General features: G+C 73.2%; 15 protein-coding genes. 8 read left to right on the top strand and 7 right to left on the bottom strand.

The window, feature by feature from the left end:
• The first annotated feature begins 150 nt into the window (after positions 1–150).
• Entirely contained in the window at positions 151–639 is a 489-nt protein-coding gene (locus tag KDK95_RS22060; protein ID WP_212520145.1) for an ATP-binding protein, read from the top strand.
• A gap of 170 nt (positions 640–809) precedes the next feature.
• Here the strand turns inward: KDK95_RS22060 and KDK95_RS22055 are convergent, their stop codons facing one another.
• Together KDK95_RS22055 and KDK95_RS22050 are read right to left on the bottom strand one after the other, a co-directional pair.
• Complete coding sequence (locus tag KDK95_RS22055) at positions 810–1,697, bottom strand: alpha/beta fold hydrolase (protein ID WP_212520144.1); 888 nt, start codon at positions 1,695–1,697, stop codon at positions 810–812.
• Between the two features lie 47 nt (positions 1,698–1,744).
• Positions 1,745–4,171, bottom strand: a complete 2,427-nt coding sequence (locus tag KDK95_RS22050) for a DEAD/DEAH box helicase (protein WP_307844562.1) — start codon at positions 4,169–4,171, stop codon at positions 1,745–1,747.
• Here KDK95_RS22050 and KDK95_RS38820 point away from each other — a divergent pair.
• Positions 4,104–4,274 carry a hypothetical protein gene (locus tag KDK95_RS38820; RefSeq protein ID WP_307844557.1) on the top strand — a complete coding sequence of 57 codons (171 nt, stop codon included), beginning with the start codon at positions 4,104–4,106 and terminating at the stop codon, positions 4,272–4,274. The two genes, KDK95_RS22050 and KDK95_RS38820, sit on opposite strands and share 68 nt — an antisense overlap.
• A 283-nt stretch (positions 4,275–4,557) precedes the next feature.
• The gene (locus KDK95_RS22045; protein WP_212520143.1) at positions 4,558–5,022 is read left to right on the top strand and encodes a ferritin family protein; all 465 of its coding nucleotides are present in this window, start codon (positions 4,558–4,560) and stop codon (positions 5,020–5,022) included.
• A gap of 28 nt (positions 5,023–5,050) precedes the next feature.
• Here KDK95_RS22045 and KDK95_RS22040 read toward each other — a convergent pair whose 3' ends face one another.
• The 3 genes from KDK95_RS22040 to KDK95_RS22030 all read right to left on the bottom strand — a co-directional run bounded on the left by KDK95_RS22040 (position 5,051) and on the right by KDK95_RS22030 (position 6,368).
• The gene (locus KDK95_RS22040; protein WP_212520142.1) at positions 5,051–5,317 is read right to left on the bottom strand and encodes a hypothetical protein; all 267 of its coding nucleotides are present in this window, start codon (positions 5,315–5,317) and stop codon (positions 5,051–5,053) included.
• Positions 5,318–5,419: 102 nt separating this feature from the next.
• Entirely contained in the window at positions 5,420–5,647 is a 228-nt protein-coding gene (locus tag KDK95_RS22035) for a DUF3107 domain-containing protein (protein ID WP_212520141.1), read from the bottom strand.
• 121 nt (positions 5,648–5,768) lie between these two features.
• Positions 5,769–6,368 (bottom strand): TetR/AcrR family transcriptional regulator, encoded by a 600-nt coding sequence (locus KDK95_RS22030; protein WP_212520162.1) that lies wholly within the window; start codon positions 6,366–6,368, stop codon positions 5,769–5,771.
• Positions 6,369–6,688: 320 nt separating this feature from the next.
• Here KDK95_RS22030 and moeZ point away from each other — a divergent pair, with 320 nt between their 5' ends.
• Positions 6,689–7,867: an adenylyltransferase/sulfurtransferase MoeZ gene (gene moeZ, locus KDK95_RS22025; RefSeq protein ID WP_372463367.1), complete on the top strand. Its 1,179-nt coding sequence runs from the start codon at positions 6,689–6,691 to the stop codon at positions 7,865–7,867.
• 79 nt (positions 7,868–7,946) lie between these two features.
• Here the strand turns inward: moeZ and KDK95_RS22020 are convergent, their stop codons facing one another.
• Positions 7,947–10,445: a lysylphosphatidylglycerol synthase transmembrane domain-containing protein gene (locus KDK95_RS22020; protein ID WP_212520140.1), complete on the bottom strand. Its 2,499-nt coding sequence runs from the start codon at positions 10,443–10,445 to the stop codon at positions 7,947–7,949.
• A 193-nt stretch (positions 10,446–10,638) separates the two neighbouring features.
• On the opposite strand from KDK95_RS22020, the gene KDK95_RS22015 reads away from it, so the two are divergent.
• The 4 genes from KDK95_RS22015 (at position 10,639) to KDK95_RS37095 (ending at position 17,714) form a co-directional block, all read left to right on the top strand.
• Positions 10,639–10,965 (top strand): MGMT family protein, encoded by a 327-nt coding sequence (locus KDK95_RS22015; protein ID WP_212520139.1) that lies wholly within the window; start codon positions 10,639–10,641, stop codon positions 10,963–10,965.
• A gap of 106 nt (positions 10,966–11,071) precedes the next feature.
• Positions 11,072–14,332, top strand: a complete 3,261-nt coding sequence (locus tag KDK95_RS22010; protein ID WP_212520138.1) for an ATP-dependent helicase — start codon at positions 11,072–11,074, stop codon at positions 14,330–14,332.
• Positions 14,332–17,544, top strand: coding sequence for an ATP-dependent helicase (locus KDK95_RS22005; protein WP_212520137.1), 3,213 nt, complete (start codon positions 14,332–14,334; stop codon positions 17,542–17,544). Before KDK95_RS22010 ends, KDK95_RS22005 begins: the two co-directional genes overlap by 1 nt.
• A 38-nt stretch (positions 17,545–17,582) precedes the next feature.
• Entirely contained in the window at positions 17,583–17,714 is a 132-nt protein-coding gene (locus KDK95_RS37095) for a hypothetical protein (protein ID WP_282971551.1), read from the top strand.
• A gap of 195 nt (positions 17,715–17,909) precedes the next feature.
• On the opposite strand, the gene KDK95_RS22000 is transcribed toward KDK95_RS37095, so the two are convergent.
• The coding region (locus KDK95_RS22000; RefSeq protein WP_212520136.1) for a class I SAM-dependent methyltransferase at positions 17,910–18,601 on the bottom strand (692 nt) is incomplete at its 5' end.

Below are 18,601 nucleotides of genomic sequence, written 5' to 3'. Positions count from 1 at the left end.
AGGGGACTTTGCGTAGCTCGAAAGAGTTGCACTGATGCAAAGTGCATCCGCAATCGCCTTCGCACGGCCTACTCTCGGATGAGACAACGGATGACGCGCCGCGAACGAGGCGGACCGTCGGACCGCGCAACCGAGAGGTAGTGGTCTGCGATGCGCACCATGATTCACGAAGCGCCACCAGCCGAGGCGGAGGCCGAGAGCGCGCCCGGACCGGCCGACGGAGTCTGGTGGACCTTTCCGGCCCTGCCGGTGCACGCCCGGCTGGCCCGGATCTGGCTGGAGGGCTGGCTCGACGCGCAGTGCCCCGGCAAGGAGGAGCGGGCGTTCGGCGCGCTGGTCGCCTTCAGCGAGCTGGTGACGAACTCGGTGCTGCACGGCGCCGGCCCGATCACCGTGCACGCCCGGCTCGTCTACGGGCCGCGCGAGCTGCAGCTGAACCCGGGGACCGAGCCGCGGCGGCTGCTGTGCGAGGTGACCGACCGCTGCGTGGACCTGCCGATGATGCTGAACGCCGGTCCCGAGGACGAGCACCACCGGGGCCTGAGCCTGGTGGACGCGCTGACCGCGAATTGGTGGGTTCGCGCCGCGCCCGGGGGCGGGAAGACCACGTCCTTCCTGGTGGAACTGGACGAGGGCTAGCCGGACGACGGCTGAGGCACGCCGGACGACGGTTGGGTCATCACGCCGCGTGAGGCGCGCCGCGTGAGGCGCGCCGGACGACGGTTGGGGCATTGCGCGTCGGCTGAGGCACACCGGACGCCGGCTGAGGTTGCACGCCGCCGGCCGGGGCGCAGTCGGCTGACGCGGCGTCAGACTGCCGGCTGGTCCTCGCCGATCTCGCAGCGGGCCCAGAACTCCAGCAGCGCCTCGGCCAGCAGGCCGGGCTGCTCGACGTTGACCGAGTGGCCGCCGCCGGGGATGGCGGCGAAGGGGGCGTCGAGCCGTACGGCCATGGCGCGCTGCTCGGCGACGCTCCAGGTGGTCTCGTCCGCGCCGCACAGGACGGTGCACGGCAGCCGGTCCCGCAGCAGGGCCGCGGCCAGCTCGTCGACCCGGTCCGGCTCGGTCAGCAGCCAGCGCGCGATCGCGCGCAGCGAGCGGGTGTCGTTGCCCCGGATCCGGTGCCGGATGAACGCCTGGACCTGCGGATCGCGGTGCCGGTCCAGCAGCAGCACGCGGTTGCCCAGGACCGGGTTGAGCACCCGGGTCACGCCGAGGAAGAACCGCACCCGGTCGGAGGCCGGCCGCGGGACGGCGCCGGGCCCGGTGCCCAGCAGCGTCACCGAGGCCAGGGGCAGCCGCGGGCCCTCGACCAAGGCCTGCCTGGCCACGTAGCCGCCGAAGGAGTGCGCGAGCAGGTGCACCGGCACGCCGGACTCGGCCCGCTGCTCGATCAGCTCGCGCAGCTCCCGGCCGTAGCCCTGCAGCGTGTACGGCCGGTTGCGGGGCAGGGCGGGGGAGTCGCACTGGCCGCGCTGGTCGAACGTCAGCACCCGCACGCCGGCCCGGCTGAGCGGTTCGAGCAGCGGCAGGAAGTCCTCCTTCGACCCGGTGAACCCGGGCACGCACAGGACTTCGCCGCGCAGCTCGACGCCCTCGGGCGGGCTCGCCTCCAGCGCGGAGAGCGGACCCGCGGCCACGGACAGCGCGACGCGATGGGCGCCCGGAGGCAGTCCCAGATACGGCGGCGTGGACACGCGGATCCCCTCCCTGCGGTGGGCCGGTCTTGGTGCTCTGGACGCCGTCAGATGCGGGTCCGCCGCCGGTTCGCGACCGGGCCGACGTTCAGCGGGTCCTCCGCCTCGGCCTTCACGGCGGACGCCGGTGCCGCCGGGTCCTGCCCCGGCAGGGTGGAGGTGACCTGGGCGGGCGCCGCCGGCTGCGCCGCGACCGACTTCTTCGCGGCGGTCCGCTTGCGCGGCGCGCGCTCGGTCTTGCGCTGCGTGGACTGCAGGATCGGCTCCTGGGTGAAGACCGCCTCGGCGAGCTCCACCGGCTCGTTCACCGGCGCGGTGCGCACCGGCTCCGGGCCCGGCAGGCTCGGGTCGGCCAGCGAGCCGGAGGCGAGCCTGATGCTGCCGCCACGGCCGTTGGCCGGGGACGCGGTCCGCTTGCGCGCGGGCTTCTCGGCCTGCGCGGGCTTCTCCGCGGCCGCCGGCGCCTCGGCGGCGGCCTTCTTCGCGGCCGTCTTCCGCGGGGCACGCTTGCGCGCGGGCTTCTCCGCGACCGGCTCGGCGGCCGGCGCCTCGACGACGGCCTCGGCCACCGGCTGCGCGATCGGAGCCTCGACGTTCTCGGCCGGTGCGGTGCGCTTGCGGGTCCGCGTCCGCTTCGGCTTCTCCTCGGCGCGAGCCTGTGTGACCGGAGCGGCCTCGGCGATCGGCTCGGCGACGGGAGCCGCGACGGCCTCGACAGTCTCGACGTTCTCGACCGCCGCGGTGCGCTTGCGGGTCCGCGTCCGCTTCGGCTTCTCCTCGACCGGGCCCTCGGCGACCGGTGCTGCCTCGACCACGGGCTCCGCGATCGGGGTTTCGACGGCCTCGACCGGCGCGGTGCGCTTGCGGGTCCTCGTGCGCTTCGGCTTCTCGACGGCCTCAGCGGCCTCGGCGACCTCCGCGGCCTGCTCCGCGACGACCGGCTCGTGCCTCGGCGCGCGGAACGGGTCCGTCTGGCTCTGCACGACCGGGGCCGCGCCCAGCGCCGCCTCGTGCTCGGTGTGCACCGTGATCGCGGCGGCCGACGGGGTGCCCTGGCCGCCGCGGGTGCGCCGGCGCTGCCGGGGGGTGCGCTCGCGGCGCGGCTCCGGCTGCTGCTCGGGCTCGGCGTCGCGGCGTCCGCCGCGGCCGCGCCCGGCGGGGCCGCCGGCCCGGCGGCCGGTCTCGCCGAGGTCCTCGAGCTCCTCGGCGTCCAGCCCGGCGCGCACCCGGTCCTGCTTCGGCAGCGCGCCCTTGGCGCCCTCCGGGATGTCCAGGTCCGAGTACAGCTGCGGGGAGCTCGAGTAGAGCTCCGCCGGCTCGGCGAAGTCCAGGCCGAGCGCCTTGTTGATCAGGCCCCAGCGCGGGATGTCCTCCCAGTCCACCAGGGTGACCGAGATGCCGGTGCGCCCGGCGCGGCCGGTGCGGCCGATCCGGTGCGTGTAGACCTTCTCGTCCTCCGGGCACTGGTAGTTGACCACGTGGGTCACGCCCTCGACGTCGATGCCGCGGGCCGCCACGTCCGTGGCCACCAGCACGTCCACCTTGCCGTTGCGGAACGCGCGCAGCGCCTGCTCGCGCGCGCCCTGGGCCAGGTCGCCGTGCACGGCGCCGACCGCGAAGTGCCGGTCCTGCAGCTCCTCGGTGATCCGGGCCACCGCGCGCTTGGTGCGCGCGAAGACCATCGTCAGGCCGCGGCCGCGGGCCTGCAGGATGCGCGCCAGCATCTCGATCTTGTCGAGGTCGTGCGCGCGGTAGACGAACTGCTTGATGTTGGCGACCGACACGCCCTGGTCGTGCGGGTCGGCGGCGCGGATGTGCGTGGGCCGGTTCATGTACTGCCGGGCCAGCGAGATGACGGCGCCGGGCATGGTGGCCGAGAACAGCATCGTCTGCCGGTCCGCGGGCAGCTGCCGGATGATCCGCTCCACGTCCGGCAGGAAGCCGAGGTCGAGCATCTCGTCCGCCTCGTCCAGCACCAGCGTGCGCACCCGGTCGAGCACCAGGTGGCCCTGGTTGACCAGGTCGAGCAGCCGGCCCGGGGTGGCGACGGCGACGTCCACGCCCTCGCTCAGCGCCTTCACCTGCGGCTCGTACGCGCGGCCGCCGTAGAGCGCCTGCACCCGCGCAGCGCGGGTGCTGCCCGCGGCGGTGAGGTCCGCGCAGACCTGCACGGCCAGCTCGCGGGTCGGGACCACGATCAGGGCCTGCGGGGCGCCGCCGGCCGGGGCCAGCTTGGTGCCCGCGTTCCCGCCCTGGGAGCGTCCTCGGCCGCGTCCGCGCCTGCCGCCGGCCGGCTTCGCCGCGGGGGCCTCGGCCGCGGCGGCGGGCTGCTCGGCCTCCTCGCTCTTCGCGGGGGCGTCCACGAGCCGCTGCAGCACCGGGACGCCGAAGGCGAGGGTCTTGCCGGTGCCGGTCTTGGCCTGCCCGATGATGTCGGCGCCGCCGAGGGCGACCGGGATCGTGGAGGCCTGGATCGGGAAGGGGCTGGCGATGCCCTGGGCGTCCAGGGCGGAGACGATGTGCGCGGCGACGCCGAGCTCGGCGAAGCCGCCGGGCTGGTCGCCCTCGGTGGAATGATTCAGAGTACTGATGATCGTGACCTCTTCGTTCGCTCGCGGCGGTGCCGCCCCGGCCGGTTGAGGCGCCGGGTGCGGGCCGCGCGGGACCCGTGTGCGTTGGGGTTCGCGTGGCCGCCGGGCGTCGGGAGAAGGGACGTCGATTCAGCCGCGCGGTCGGAGCCGATCGGGGCGCCGACCGGGCATCCGGCGGATCGTTTCGGTCCGCCTCGGCGGGCTCTCTAAGACCGCCGGTGTCACCATGTTACCAGCCGGGAAACCCGCGACTGGGTACGCTGCGTAACATGAAGAAGTCTGAGAAGGAACGTTTCGGTCAGCCCGCCGACCGCGCCGAGCTCGACGCGCGCTCCGCCGGCTACCAGGCGCTGGCCGACTTCGAGCGCTGGGCCGCGCTCGGCGCCGGGGCGCCGGACTTCGAGGACCGGCTCGCCGCGGCCGGCGCGGCGGCGGCCGCCCACCGCAGGCTGGCCGAGGGCCCGGCGCCCCTCGGGCCGGATGAGCGGCTGGACGCCGCTGAGCAGCGGGTACGCCCGAGCGACTGGTGGGAGGCGCTGGCCAAGGCGTACCACTGGCAGTTGCTGTCCGCGCAGGCGTACGGCGTCGAGATCGATCCCGAGCCGCAGCGCTGGGCCGCCGAGAAGCTCGCCGCGGCGTCGGCCGACCGGCGGATCGCGGACCGGCTCGCGCTCGTCGAGCGGCGGCTGGCCGGAGAGGCCCTGGTGCTGCGGCACAGCCTCGGCGCACTGTGACCAACGCCACTCGGCCGCGGGCGCCCGCTCAGCCCGGGGGCAGCGCGCGCAGCCGCTCGCAGGCCGAGAAGCCGAAGACGCCGACCGCCGACACGACCAGCCCGACGACCAGGCCGACGCGGCGGTGGTCCGGGCCGAGCACGGCGATCGCCAGCGCCAGTCCGGCGAGCGCGGCGCCGATGCCGATCAGCGGGCCGGCTGCCCGGAGCAGCGGACGGCGGCGGGGCACGGCCGGCTGCCCGGCCAGCTCGGCGAGCAGGCCGCCGGCCGTCGTCCGGAGCAGTTCCCCGTGCATGCGCGCCAGGCTATCGACGCGCCGTCAGAAATAATGGGATATGCCCGGAACCGGGCATATCCCACAGGGTGTTACAACGGTCTTGCCGGTCCCGCAGCGCGGCTACAGGGCGCCGAAGCCGACCCGGCGGACGGTCTGCTCGCCGATCTCCACGTAGGCCAGCCGGTCCGCCGGCACGATGACCTTGCGGCCCTTCTCGTCCTCGAGCACGAGCAGCCCCGACTTGCCGGTCAGCGCCGCCGACACGGCGGTCTCCACCTCTTCCGGGGTCAGCGTGGACTCCACGCTCAGCTCACGGCTCGCGTGCTGGACGCCGATCTTGATCTCCACGCTTCCATCCCTCCATCGCGGCGCGCAGGGGCACGCGCCGTTCGTCACTCTGATCGATCCGCGGCACCGCCAGCGTAACCGCTGGAGCGCGCATCACGGGGAATGTTCCGCGGGCCCGGCTTTATTTCGCCGACTCGCGCCCGAGCGGGAACTTGCCGATACCGCGCCAGGCCAGCTGGGAGATCAGCGCCGAGGCCCGCTCCCGGGAGACCGGCGAGTCGCTGGCCAGCCAGTAGCGCGCGGTGACCTGCGAGATGCCGGTGAGGCCGACCGCGAGCAGCATCGACTCCTGCGGCGTGAGGCCGGTGTCCTCGGCGATCACGTCGCTGATCAGCCGGGCGCACTCGAGCTGCGCGTCGGCCACCCGCTCGCGCACCGCCGGCTCGTTGTTCAGGTCAGACTCGAACACCAGCCGGAACGCGCCGGTCTCGTGCTCGACGAAGTCGAAGTAGGCGTCCATCGTCGCCGCCACGCGCGTCTTGTTGTCGTGCGTGGAGTCCAGCGCGGAGCGGATCTTGTCCACCATGATCTCGCACTGCTGGTCGAGCAGCGCCAGATAGAGTTCCAGCTTGCCGGGGAAGTGCTGGTAGAGCACCGGCTTGGAGACCCCGGCGCGCTCGGCGATGTCGTCCATCGCGGCGGCGTGGTAGCCCTGCGCCACGAACACCTCGCGGGCCGCGCCGAGCAGCTGGTTGCGCCGGGCCACCCGGGGCAGGCGCATCGAGCGGGCGCGTCCCTCTACGGTCGGCACGGCTTCGGCGCTGCTGGTCACGGCGCTCCTCGCAGGTCGTGAACGCGGGTTCTCGTTCGCGGTCGGTCTCCACACCTCGGTGCCGGATTATGGGTCCGCACACGCTTGTTAACGTTCATCCTACGGCTCGGTAACCTGCCATGGGTAGCCCGGCCGCCGGGTTCCAGTACCCGGACCGCCTCGCGGGAATGCGCGGCGCCGTGGCATCGTTGCCGATGGAAGGCGGGTTTCCGCCGCTTTGTCAGTCCCGCAACCCGAGAAGGGGGCCGCCGGCCGTGTCCGCACCGCCCGTGAAGCTACCGCCGCTGGTCGAACCGGCCGAGAGCCTGACCATCGACGAGGTACGCCGCTACTCCCGCCACCTGATCATCCCCGACGTCGCGATGGACGGCCAGAAGCGGCTCAAGAACGCCAAGGTGCTGTGCATCGGCGCGGGCGGCCTCGGCTCCCCGGCCCTGATGTACCTGGCCGCGGCCGGCGTCGGCACGCTGGGCATCGTCGAGTTCGACACCGTCGACGAGTCGAACCTGCAGCGCCAGATCATCCACGGCCAGTCCGACATCGGCCGCTCCAAGGCCGAGTCCGCGCGCGACTCGGTCAAGGAGATCAACCCGCTGGTCCAGGTGAACGTCCACGAGGAGCGCCTCGAGGCCGACAACGTGATGGAGCTGTTCGCGCAGTACGACCTCATCGTCGACGGCACGGACAACTTCGCCACCCGCTACCTGGTCAACGACGCCTGCGTGCTGCTGAACAAGCCGTACGTGTGGGGCTCGATCTACCGCTTCGACGGCCAGGCCTCGGTCTTCTGGTCCGAGTACGGCCCCTGCTACCGCTGCCTCTACCCGGAGCCCCCGCCCCCCGGCATGGTCCCCTCCTGCGCCGAGGGCGGCGTGCTCGGCGTGCTGTGCGCCTCGATCGGCTCGATCCAGGTCACCGAGGCCATCAAGGTGCTGACCGGCACCGGCGAGCCGCTGGTCGGCCGCCTGATGATCTACGACGCCCTGGAGATGAACTACCGCTCGGTCAAGGTCCGCAAGGACCCGGAGTGCGCGGTGTGCGGCAAGAACCCGACGGTCACCGAGCTCATCGACTACGAGGCGTTCTGCGGCGCGGTCTCCGAGGAGGCCCAGGAGGCCGCCAAGGACTCCACGATCACCCCGCGCACGCTCAAGCAGTGGATCGACGAGGGCCAGAACCTCGAGATCATCGACGTGCGCGAGCCCGCCGAGTGGGAGATCGTGCACATCGACGGCGCGAAGCTGATCCCGAAGAACGAGTTCCTGATGGGCGGGGCCCTCACCGGCCTGCCGCAGGACAAGAAGATCGTGCTGCACTGCAAGTCGGGCGTGCGCTCGGCCGAGGTGCTGGCCCTGGTCAAGGCGGCCGGCTTCACCGACGCCGTGCACGTGGGCAGCGGCATCGTCGGCTGGGTCAACCAGGTCGAGCCGCAGAAGCCGATCTACTAGGCCTGAAACGCCCGAGTACGGCCTCGAAGACCCGAAGACCCCCGCGGCACCCGCCGCAGGGGTCTTCGCGTCCTGGTGCCTAGAGAAGCCCCTTGCGGGTGAGCCACGTGAAGGTGAAGTAACCCGGGATCGCCGGCAGGTAGGTGCACAGCAGGCGGAAGAGCAGCACCGCGAGCACGGCCGTGCCGTAGTCGACCCCGACCGCCTTGAGCACCACGGTCATCGCTGTCTCGACAGTGCCCACGCCCCCGGGGATCGGGATGAACGAGCCCGCGGTCTGCGCGGTGAGGTAGACCACTGCCGTCGTCGCGTAGCTGATGTGGTTGCCCGGGTCGACCGTGTGGATCGAGGCCCACAGGCACAGCGCGTAGAACAGCGAGAGCGAGATCGTGCCGCCGAGCGCGATCGCCAGTTTCCGCGGGCTCTGCGCCACGTCCAGCAGGCGCGGCAGCGAGTCCGCGAAGAACGGGGAGAGCCGCTTCTTCGCGAAGCGGCGCAGCGGCGGGATCGCCATGACGGCCATCACCAGCAGCGCTATGGCCAGCAGGATCGCGATGACCAGCGTCGAGGAGTCGGACTTGCCCATGTTCTGCCCGGCGATGAAGCTGAACGTGGCGATGAGCGCGATGTGGACGACGAACGCGACCGCCTGCGAGGCGCCGACCGCGCTGACCGCCGGGCCGGTCGCGATCCCGCGCTTCTGCATGTAGCGGGTGTTCAGGGCCACGCCGCCGACCGCCGCCGGCGCGACCAGCGAGACGAAGGCCGCCGCCACCTGCACCAGCAGATTGTGCAGGATCGGCAGCTTCTCCGGGATGAAGCCGGTGAGCACCATCGCGGCCGAGACGTACGTCAGCGCCGAGGCCGCGACCGCGACGACCATCCACGCCGGCGAGGTGTGGTGCACCACGTAGTCGAGGTTCAGGCCCTGCTTGCTCGCCGCGGAGAGCTGGAACAGCAGCACGTACACCGCGAAGCAGGCCGCGCCGACCGTCAGCAGCGTCTTCGGGCTCAGCCGCTCCAGCTTCACCGGCTCGGCGTCGACGAGCGCGTGCGGGCGCAGCTCCAGGATCTGCTCGCGCAGCCGCTGCAGCAGGTGCTTGGACTTGCGCACGGCCGTGCGCGTGGTCCGGGTCAGCACGACCGGCTGGAGCATCGGCAGCGCGGCGCTGAGCCGCTCCTCGCCGAGGATCTCCGCGCCGACCCGCACCGTCCGTTCGGGCCCTGCCTTGAGGGCGAGCGCCGTCATCACCTCGGCGATGTCCAGCAGTTGCTGCAGATCGGCCGCGGCGACCTCGCCGTTGCGCAGCTCGGTCAGCCAGATCTCGCCGGCCTCGTCCACCAGGATCGAGTCCAGGGCGAGCCTGCGGTGCGCGATCTGATTGCGGCCCAGGTCCTTGAGCGTCTGCCAGACCTTCCCCAGCAGCTCGTCGCCGAACCGGTCCGCCGGCACCTGCGAGAGGGGGATCGCGTGCACGCCCTCGTACGCCAGCAGCGCCGCGTCCGCGTTCAGCTCGCGCACCGCCACCAGCTTCGGGGTGCGGATGCCGGCGTCGCGCAGCGCGTAGGAGATCAGCGCCTCCTGATCCACCGTGCGCCGCAGCGAGAACAGGTTGCGCCGCTGCGCCGGCCCGCGCAGCCGGATCCGCCGGTAGACGCGGTAGATCAGGCCCACCGCCTGCCGGTCCCGGTCCAGCACGATCACGTCCAGCGTCCGGCCGTCCGCGCAGCGCACCTCGTAGCGGCGGACGTCCTCGTGCTCGCCCTGCCAGCTGCACGCGACCGGCTCGAAGTCCGCGTCGGCCAGCATCTGCACGACCATCTGGCCGGTCGGCCGCTCGTTGACCACGCCGCACGCGTACCGCCAGCCGAAGGCGATCAGCCGGCCGAGCAGGAAGGTCACGATCAGTCCGACCAGCGCGCTGTCCCCGCTCATCAGCGTGGCCACCGCGTAGATCCCGATCGTCACCCAGGTGAAGGTGCGCAGCGTCGGCCGGTCGTTGAAGCCGAGCACGGTCAGGAAGGCGATCAGCGTCGCGATGTAGATGTGCAGCGGCGAGGTGGTGCCCGAGTTCACGTGCCGGGTCAGCTCGGTCAGCAGCCAGTGCGGCGCGTACGAGGACTCGATCCACAGGTTGAGCAGGCTGGTGACGCCGTAGGCGAGCGCGGCCGCGATGACCGCGTCCGCCACCCGCTTGCCGTCCCGCCGGAACAGCCGCTCGACCGCGAGCCCGACCGGGATCACCGCCGTGGTGATGTTGGTCAGCACGGTGATGCCGCTGAGCAGGAAGGACGGCGCCAGCTGCACGCCGTTGTGGATGTCCGACTCCAGACCGGAGGTGGTCTGCACGCCGATTCGGCCGAGCGCGAGCACGACGATGATCATCATCGACTCGAACAGCAGCCGCATCAGGTCCGGCTGCCGCCGTATCCGGCGCGGCTCCGGCGGCTCGTCCACCGTCACCGGCGGCCGTCCCTTCGGCCTCGCCCGTCCGTCCGATTCCCCCGCGTCGTGGAGCGTGCCGTTCGCGACGGCCGAGGCCGCGGACAGGTCCGCGTCCCGCTCCTCGGTGCCCATGACGTTCACTGTGTCCTTTTCGACTACTCGCCCGGTCGGCGCGCCGCACCCCGGTCCCACCGGCGCTCGACTCGCTCTATGGTCGCCTACATATTCGGTCCTGTGCAGCCCGGGGTGGCCCCCGGAGTATTTTTTCCGTGTTCATGGTGCCCTGGTGCGTGGCCGCGCTCCATCCACCCGGAGGTTGAAAACGATGACCGGATCCATCGGCCCCGCGGACGAGACGCCGGAGTTCGTTCGGCTCGTGCTGGACGTCGTGCGGCGGATCCCGCAGGCGCAGGTCATGACATACGGCGACATCGCGGAGTATCTCGAGCGCGGCTCGGCGCGCCAGGTCGGCGCCGCGATGGCGGGCTACGGCTCCGCGGTGCCGTGGTGGCGGGTCGTCAACGCCTCCGGGCAGCTGCCCGAGCAGCTGCGCGGCCGGGCCGCCGCCGAGTACTTCGCCGAGGGCACGCCGTACGACCCGGAACGCGAGCGCGTCCGCCTCGCGCGCTGCCGCTGGGACGGGTCGGCGTGAGCGCGCCCGGGGGACGGCCGCCTGATCCCGCCCCCGTCCCCCGGACGCGCCGAATGGATCTATCCGTCGGACCCGTGTGCTCTCATTGGTTCCCGAGAGGAGAACCGTGACCAAGACCCCGCCGTACACCCTGGTCCGCCGTGCCGCGGCCGGGTCCGTTCCGCTGCTCGATCCCGGGCAGCGCGCGGTGGCGGCGCACCGCGGCGGGCCGCTGCTGGTGCTGGCCGGTCCGGGCACCGGGAAGACGACGACGCTGGTCGAGGCCGTGCTCGGCCGGCTGGAGGGGCCGGACGCGGTGCGGCCGGAGGAGATCCTGGTGCTCACCTTCAGCCGGGCCGCGGCCGCCGAGCTGCGCGACCGGATAGGCGCCAGGCTCGGCGGCACCGGCGGCGTGCCCGGCGCGACGACCTTCCACTCCTTCTGCTTCGCGCTGCTCGGCCGGTTCAAGGACCCGGCGCTGTTCTCCGAGCCGCTGCGGCTGCTGTCCGGCCCCGAGCAGGACGTGGTCATCCGGGAGCTGGTCCGCGGCACGATCGACCCGCTGACGGGCTGGCAGGCGCCCGGCGGCGGCGCGGACGAGGCGCGCTGGCCGGCGGCGCTGCGGGCCGCGCTGGGCACCCGCGGCTTCGCCGAGGAGCTGCGCGCGGTGCTGCTGCGCGCGCGGGAGCAGGGGCTCGACCCGGCCCGGCTGCGCGGGTTCGCCGAGCAGGCGGACCGGCCGGACTGGCGGGCCGCGGCGCGCTTCTTCGCCGAGTACCTGGACGTGACCGACGCGCGCGGCGTGCTGGACTACGCCGAACTAGTGCACCGCGCCGTGATACTCGCCGAGACCCCCGAGGTGCGCGAGCAGCTGCGCGCGGCCTACCGCGTGGTCTTCGTCGACGAGTACCAGGACACCGATCCGGCGCAGGTCCGGCTGCTCGAGGCGCTGGCCGGGGACGGCCGGGAGCTGGTCGTGGTGGGCGACCCGGACCAGTCGATCTACGCCTTCCGCGGCGCCGACCTGCACGGGATCCTGGAGTTCCCTGACCGCTTCCGGACCGGCGGCGGAGAGCCGGCGCCGATCGCCGTGCTGCGCACCAGCCGCCGCTCCGGGCCGACGCTGCTGCGCGCCTCCCGCCGCGTGGCCCGCCGGATGCCGCTCACCCGGCTGCCCGCGGAGAAGGTCCGCGAGCATCGGGAGCTGAGCCCGGCCGAGGGGGCGCCGGACACCGGCTCGGTCAGCGTGCTGACCTTCCCGGCGGTCGCGATCGAGCAGGCCGCGCTCGCCGACCTGCTGCGCCGCGCCCATCTGGAGGACGGCGTCGACTGGGCCGACATGGCTGTGCTCGCCCGCACCGGAGCCCAGCTCGCCTCGCTCCGCAGGGCGCTGACCATGGGGAACGTCCCGGTCGAGGTGCGTGCCGAACAGCTCCCGCTGGCCCGCGAACCGGCCGTGGCGACGCTGCTGCTCGCGCTGCGCTGCGCCGCAGATCCGTCCGCGCTCACGACCGAGACCGCGCGCACGCTGCTGACCGGCCCGCTCGCCGGACTGGACAGCGGCGATCTGCGGCGGCTAGGCCGCGCGCTGCGTGCCGAGGAGTCGCTCGCCGGGGCCCGTCCCGAGGGCGAGCCGGCCGCTCCGCCGCGTCCGGCGGACCAGCTCATCCGGGAGGCGGTCGCCGATCCGGCGATACTGGCGGCGGTGGAGCCGTCCGTCGGCGGCGCCGCGCGGGATCTCGCGCTGCTGCTGCGCGCCGCGTCGCAGGCCCTGGCGAACGGCGGCGTGGTCGAGGACGCGCTGTGGGTCCTGTGGCACGGCACCGCCCAGGTCCCCTCGCGCTGGCCGGCCCGGCTGCGCCGCGCCGTGGACCGCGGCGGCGCGGCCGGCCGCCTCGCGGACCGCGACCTCGACGCGGTCATCGCGCTGTTCGCGCTCGCCGCGCGCGCCCAGGAGCGGACCGGGCACGCGGGCGTCACCGACTTCATCAGCGGCCTGCAGGCGCAGGACCTCGCCGCCGACACGCTCGCCGACAAGGCAGAGCGCGGCGGTGCCGTCCAGCTGATGACGGCTCACGCGTCCAAGGGCCTGCAGTGGCGGCTCGTCGTCGTGGCCGGGGTGCAGGAAGGCCTCTGGCCGGATCTGCGGCACCGCGGCTCGCTGCTGGACGCCGACCGGATCGGGCGGCTCGGGCTGACCGACCCGCTGAGCACCTCCGCGCTGCTGGCCGAGGAGCGGCGGCTGTTCTACGTGGCGGTGACCAGGGCGCGGGAAAGGCTCGTGGTCAGCGCGGTGCAGGGCGAGGGCGAGGACGGCGAGACGCCCTCCCGTTTCCTGACCGAGCTCGGCGTCGAGCCGGTCGCCGCCGCCTTCGCCCGGCAGCGGCCGCTGCGGCTGACCGCGCTGCTGGCCGAGCTGCGGCGGTACGCGACGGCCCCGGCGGGCGCCGTCAGCGAGGAGCTGCGGCAGGCCGCCGTGCTCCGGCTGGCGCGGATCGCGGCCGCCGAGGCCCCCGACGGCGCCAGGCTCGCGCCGAACTCCGAGCCCGAGCACTGGTGGGGCCTGTACGAGCGCACCGACAACCCGACCCCGATCGTGCGCCCCGACCTGCCGGTGCCGCTCTCGGCCAGCGCGGTCGAGGCGCTCGACGCGTGCCCGCTGCGCTGGTTCCTGGAGCGTCCGGCCGCAGCGCAGGAGCAGTCCACCGACAAGCAGGGATTCGGCCTGGTCTTTCACGCGCTGGCCGAGGAGGTCGCGACGGGCGCGACGCCCGCCGACATCGACGTGCTGATGGACCGGCTCGACCGGGTCTGGGACCGGCTGCCGTTCGAGGCGCGCTGGCAGTCCGATCAGGAGCGCCGCGCGGCGCGCCGGGCGCTGGAGCGCTTCCTGGTCTGGCACGGCCGGCACCGCGACGGCCGCAAGTTCATCGCCGCCGAGCGCGAGTTCGACACGACCCTCGCGGTCGGCGGCGTGGACGTGCGCCTGCACGGATACATCGACCGCGTGGAGGTGAACGCGCAGGGCCAGGTCTTCCTGGTCGACTTCAAGACCGGCAAGACGCCGAAGACGCCCAGGGAGGCGGAGAAGAGCGCGCAGCTGGCGGTCTACCAGCTCGCCGCCGAGTCGGCGGGAATCGGCGAGACGGCGGGCGCCGAGCTGGTCTACCCGCGGGACGAGGCCGACTCGGCCGAGCCGACCGTGCGGGTCCAGCCGCCGCTGCGCGAGCAGCAGGATCCGGCCTGGGCGCCGAAGCTGCTCGCCGAGGTCGCCGGGACGGTGCTCAAGGAGCGCTTCCACGCGTCCGGGGACGCCGCCGTGTGCCAGCACTGCGCGCTGCGCCGCGCCTGCCCGCGCCAGCCCGAGGGCAGAGAGCTGCCGCTCTGATGCCGCCCCGCCCCGCCCTGGAGAGCCCCGACGAGCTGCGCGACCTGCTCGGCATCCCGTACACCGAGGAGCAGATCGCGGCCATCACCGCGCCCCTGGAGCCCGGCGTCATCGTCGCGGGCGCGGGCTCCGGGAAGACGGCGGTCATGGCGGCGCGCGTGGTCTGGCTCGTCGGCACCGGAGCCGTCGAACCGGGCCAGGTCCTCGGCCTGACCTTCACCAACAAAGCCGCCGGCGAGCTGCGTGAACGCGTGCTCTCCAGCCTGGCGCGCCTCGGCCTCGCCGCCGACTCCGACGCGCCCGAGGACGAGGACGCCGGCGAGCCGAGCATCTCCACGTACCACGCTTATGCCGACAGCCTGATCAAGGAGCACGGCCTGCGGCTCGGCCTCGAACCCTCCGCGCGCCTGCTCGCCGACGCCAACCGGTACACGCTCGCCGCGCGCGCCGTCCGCCGCGCCCCGGGCCCCTTCGAGTTCCTCAAAGGTTCGATTCCGACGCTCGCCCGCAAGGTCATCGACCTCGACGCCGAACTCGCCGAGCACGTCGTCGAGCCCGATCAGCTGCGTGAGTGGACGAATCGCTTCACCCGCCGGGCCGTGGCCGACGGGCTCTCCGCCGCCCGCGGCCGTGCCCCGCGCGGATTCGCCGACTACTGGCTGATCGCGCGGGTGGCGCTGGAGCGCGCGGAACTGCTCACGCTCGTCGAGGAGTACCGGAAGCTCAAGCGCGCCGGGGACTTCGTCGACTTCGGCGACCAGATGGCTCTCGGCACGCGGCTGGCCGAGCAGGTGCCCGAGGTCGGCCTGATCGAGCGGGACAAGTACCGGGTCGTGCTCCTCGACGAATATCAGGACACATCTGTCGCGCAACGCAGGATGCTGTCGAGCCTCTTCGGCGAGGGGCACGCCGTGACCGGCGTCGGCGACCCGTGCCAGTCCATCTACGGCTGGCGCGGGGCGTCCCCGTCCAACATCGACCAGTTCCCCAAGCACTTCCCGCGCCGGGACGGCAGCGACGCCGCGCAGTACTCCCTGTCCGAGAACCGCCGCAGTGGCGGCCGCCTGCTGACCTTCGCGAACGAGCGCTCCGCGCCCCTGCGCGAGCTGCACGCGGGCGTGCGCGAACTCCGTGCCAGCGCCGAGAAGTTCCACCGCGGCCGGTCCGAAGCCGCGTTCCTGCCGTCCCACCCCGAGGAGGTCCAGTGGCTCGGCGAGCGCATCCAGGGCCTCTACGAGCACGTGCGCGGCGACTGGTCCCAGATTGCGGTCCTGGTCCGCGCGGGCAACCAGATCCCCGACATCTACGCCGAGCTGCACGGCCGCGGCGTGCCCGTCGAGGTCGTCGGCCTCTCCGGCCTGCTGCACCTGCCGGAGATCGCCGACCTCGTCGCCATGCTCGACGTGCTCGATGACCCGACCGCCAACTCCGCCCTCGTCCGCCTGCTCACCGGCCCCCGCTGGCGCATCGGCCCCCGCGACCTGGCCCTGCTCGGCAAGCGCGCCCGCGAGATCGTCCGGCTCCCCGGCGAGGAGCAGCGCGGCCTGGACCAGGCCCTGGCCGGCGCCGACCCGACCGACGTCGTCTCCCTGGCCGACGCGATGGCCGATCCGGGCACCGACCTGGAGTTCTCCGACGCCGCGCTGGCCCGGTTCGAGCGCTTCGCCGCCGAGATCAGACGCCTGCGACGCTCGCTGTCCGAGCCGGTGGTCGACGTGCTGCACCGCATCCTCCAGGAGACGGGCCTCGAGGTGGAGATCGCCGCGAGCTCGGCCGCGTATCGCCAGCGCTGCGCCGAGACCGTCGGCGCGTTCATGGGCGTGGCCGGCGGATTCACCGACCTCGAGGGCGAGGAGTCGGTCACCGCCTTCCGCACCTTCCTCAAGGCCGCCGCGGCGCACGAGCGCGGTCTCGACGTCGACCTCCCGCCCGCCGAGAGCAAGACCGTCAAGATCCTGACGATGCACAAGGCGAAGGGGCTGGAGTGGGAGGTCGTGGCGATCCCGCACCAGTACGAGACCAGGACCCGCGTGGAGAAGTACACCACCGTCGCCGCCAAGCTCCCGCACGACCTGCGCGGCGACGGCGAATGGCTCCCGGAACTGGCGCCCGAGCCGACCAGGCGCGACGTGAACCGCTTCAATGCCCTGATGAAGGAGCACGCCGAGTACGAGGACCAGCGCGTCGAATACGTCGCCCTCACCCGCGCCAAGGAGCTGCTTCTCGCATCCGGCCACGTCTGGGGCCCGACCCAGAAGGACCCGCGCACCGCGAACGGCACCCTCGAATCGCTGCGCGAGTACCTGCTCGCCAACTACGAGGCCGGCCGGGTCGACGCATGGGCCGTCACCCCGGAGAAGGGCGAGGCCGAGAACCCGTTGCGCGAGCAGCAGTCCGAGGCCGAGTGGCCGGCCCCGCTCGACTCCGAGGCCCGGGCCTCCCGCCTCGCCGCGGCCGCCGCCGTCAGGGGCCTGCTTCAGCTGCCCGCCGAGCAGTGGCCGGAAGACCCGGAGCTCGAAGACCAGCGCCAGCGCAAGATAGTCGAGGGCTGGGACGCCGACCTCGACGCGCTGCTCGACGAACTCCGCCGCTCGCACGAGGTCCGCTTCGAGATCCCGATGCCGGTCTCGCTCTCCACGACCAAGCTCCTCGCGTACGCCAAGGACCCGGACGCCTTCGCCGAGCAGCTCTTCCGCCCCATGCCCAAACCCCCGGCCCCGCAGGCGCGCCGCGGCACCGAGTTCCACGCCTGGGTCGAGGACCGCTTCGGCCAGCTGAGCCTGTTCGACGACGCCGACCTGGAGCTGTACGGCGAGGACGAGGACAGCGAGGATCTGGCCGAGCTGAAGGAGGCGTTCCTGCGCAGCGAGTACGCCGAGCGTGCCCCGTACCGGATGGAGGCCCCGTTCCAGGTCTTCCTGGCCGGCCAGATCATCCGCGGCCGCATCGACGCCGTCTACCGCGCGCCCAGCGGGTCAGCCCTCGAATATGAGGTCGTCGACTGGAAGACCAACCGCCGCCAGAACGCCGACCCCCTGCAGCTCGCCGTCTACCGCGTCGCCTGGGCCGAACTCGCCGGCGTCCCCCTGGAGCGGGTGGGTGCCGCGTTCCTCTACGTACGCACCGGCGAGGTGGTCCGCCCGAGGAACCTTCCCGACCGCGAAGCCCTGGAGCGCCTGCTCCTGAACCCGACCGACCAACCAAGCACCTGAGCCGACTGAGGGCGCTGGCCGGTGCCGAACTCGCCGGCGTGCCCCTGGAGCGGGTGGGTGCCGCGTTCCTCTACGTACGCACCGGCGAGGTGGTCCGCCCGAAGAACCTTCCCGACCGCGAAGCCCTGGAGCGCCTGCTCCTGAACCCGACCGACCAACCAAGTACCTGAGCCGACTGAGGTCGGTGTCCGTCGCCGCTGGCCGGGACCGCCGTCAGTCGCCACTGGCCGTACCCGTCCGGGACCGCCGTCCGCGGGCCCCTCCGTCCCCGCTGGCCAGGGCCGCTGACCGTCCGCGCCGTCCGCGGGCGTCGTCCTTCCCCGTCACCCTGGGCCGCCGTCAGTCCCCATCCGTCCCCGCCGTCCTCATGGACGGCGAGCAGCCCATGCCACCCTGCTCGCGCGCACCACCAGGTCCTCGCGCCGCAGGACGCTCTCCGGCCCGTCGATGTCGAGCAGCGCGTCGAGCCGCGCCAGATCCTCAGCGGACAGACTCTCCCCGACCCGCTCCCGCGTCCGGCCCAACGACACCTGCGCGAACCGCCGCGCCGCGGCGGGCAGCGGCCCCCGAAGCTCGGTCTCGAACGTCCGCTCCTCCTCCACGACGAAACCGGCCTCCGTCAGCCGGGCGCCCCAGTCGTCACCCATGTGGGGCATCGCCTCGGCGGTCTGCTCGTCCACCAGAGCCTGGCAGCGCTCCTCGAGTCCGCCGCCCAACTCCGGCGGCAGGAACCGCGGAAACCCGTTCATCTCGATCACCGCGAGCAGGCCGCCGGGCCGCAACGTCGCGAACAGCTTCCGCAGCGCCTCGTCCGGATCGGCGAGGTGGTGCATGAACGCCGAGGTCCACACCACGTCGACCGCCCCGAAGTCCGGCCACTGCTCATCCAGGTCCGCCCGCACGGTCCGCACCCGCTTCTCCACCCCGAGCCGGCGCGCCCGCTCCGCCAGCTGCGCGAGCATGTAGTCCGACCCGTCCACGGCCACCACCGAGGCGTCCGCCGACTCCCGCAGCAGGGCAAACGTCCCCGTCCCCGTCCCGCACCCGAGGTCCAGAA

It is taken from the genome of Actinospica acidithermotolerans (genome assembly GCF_018139625.1).
In the GTDB taxonomy this organism is placed as follows: Bacteria; Actinomycetota; Actinomycetes; order Streptomycetales; family Catenulisporaceae; genus Actinospica; species Actinospica acidithermotolerans.
This window is presented reverse-complemented; position numbering and strand designations above follow the sequence as displayed.

What these genes read in the sequence shown, in the direction of transcription:
- KDK95_RS22060 (WP_212520145.1), top strand. Translation starts at nt 151, where the DNA reads ATGCGCACCATGATTCACGAAGCGCCACCAGCCGAGGCGGAGGCCGAG.
- KDK95_RS22045 (WP_212520143.1), top strand. Translation starts at nt 4,558, where the DNA reads ATGAAGAAGTCTGAGAAGGAACGTTTCGGTCAGCCCGCCGACCGCGCC.
- KDK95_RS22040 (WP_212520142.1), bottom strand. Translation starts at nt 5,317, where the DNA reads ATGCACGGGGAACTGCTCCGGACGACGGCCGGCGGCCTGCTCGCCGAG.
- KDK95_RS22030 (WP_212520162.1), bottom strand. Translation starts at nt 6,368, where the DNA reads ATGCGCCTGCCCCGGGTGGCCCGGCGCAACCAGCTGCTCGGCGCGGCC.
- KDK95_RS22020 (WP_212520140.1), bottom strand. Translation starts at nt 10,445, where the DNA reads ATGGGCACCGAGGAGCGGGACGCGGACCTGTCCGCGGCCTCGGCCGTC.
- KDK95_RS22015 (WP_212520139.1), top strand. Translation starts at nt 10,639, where the DNA reads ATGACCGGATCCATCGGCCCCGCGGACGAGACGCCGGAGTTCGTTCGG.
- KDK95_RS22005 (WP_212520137.1), top strand. Translation starts at nt 14,332, where the DNA reads ATGCCGCCCCGCCCCGCCCTGGAGAGCCCCGACGAGCTGCGCGACCTG.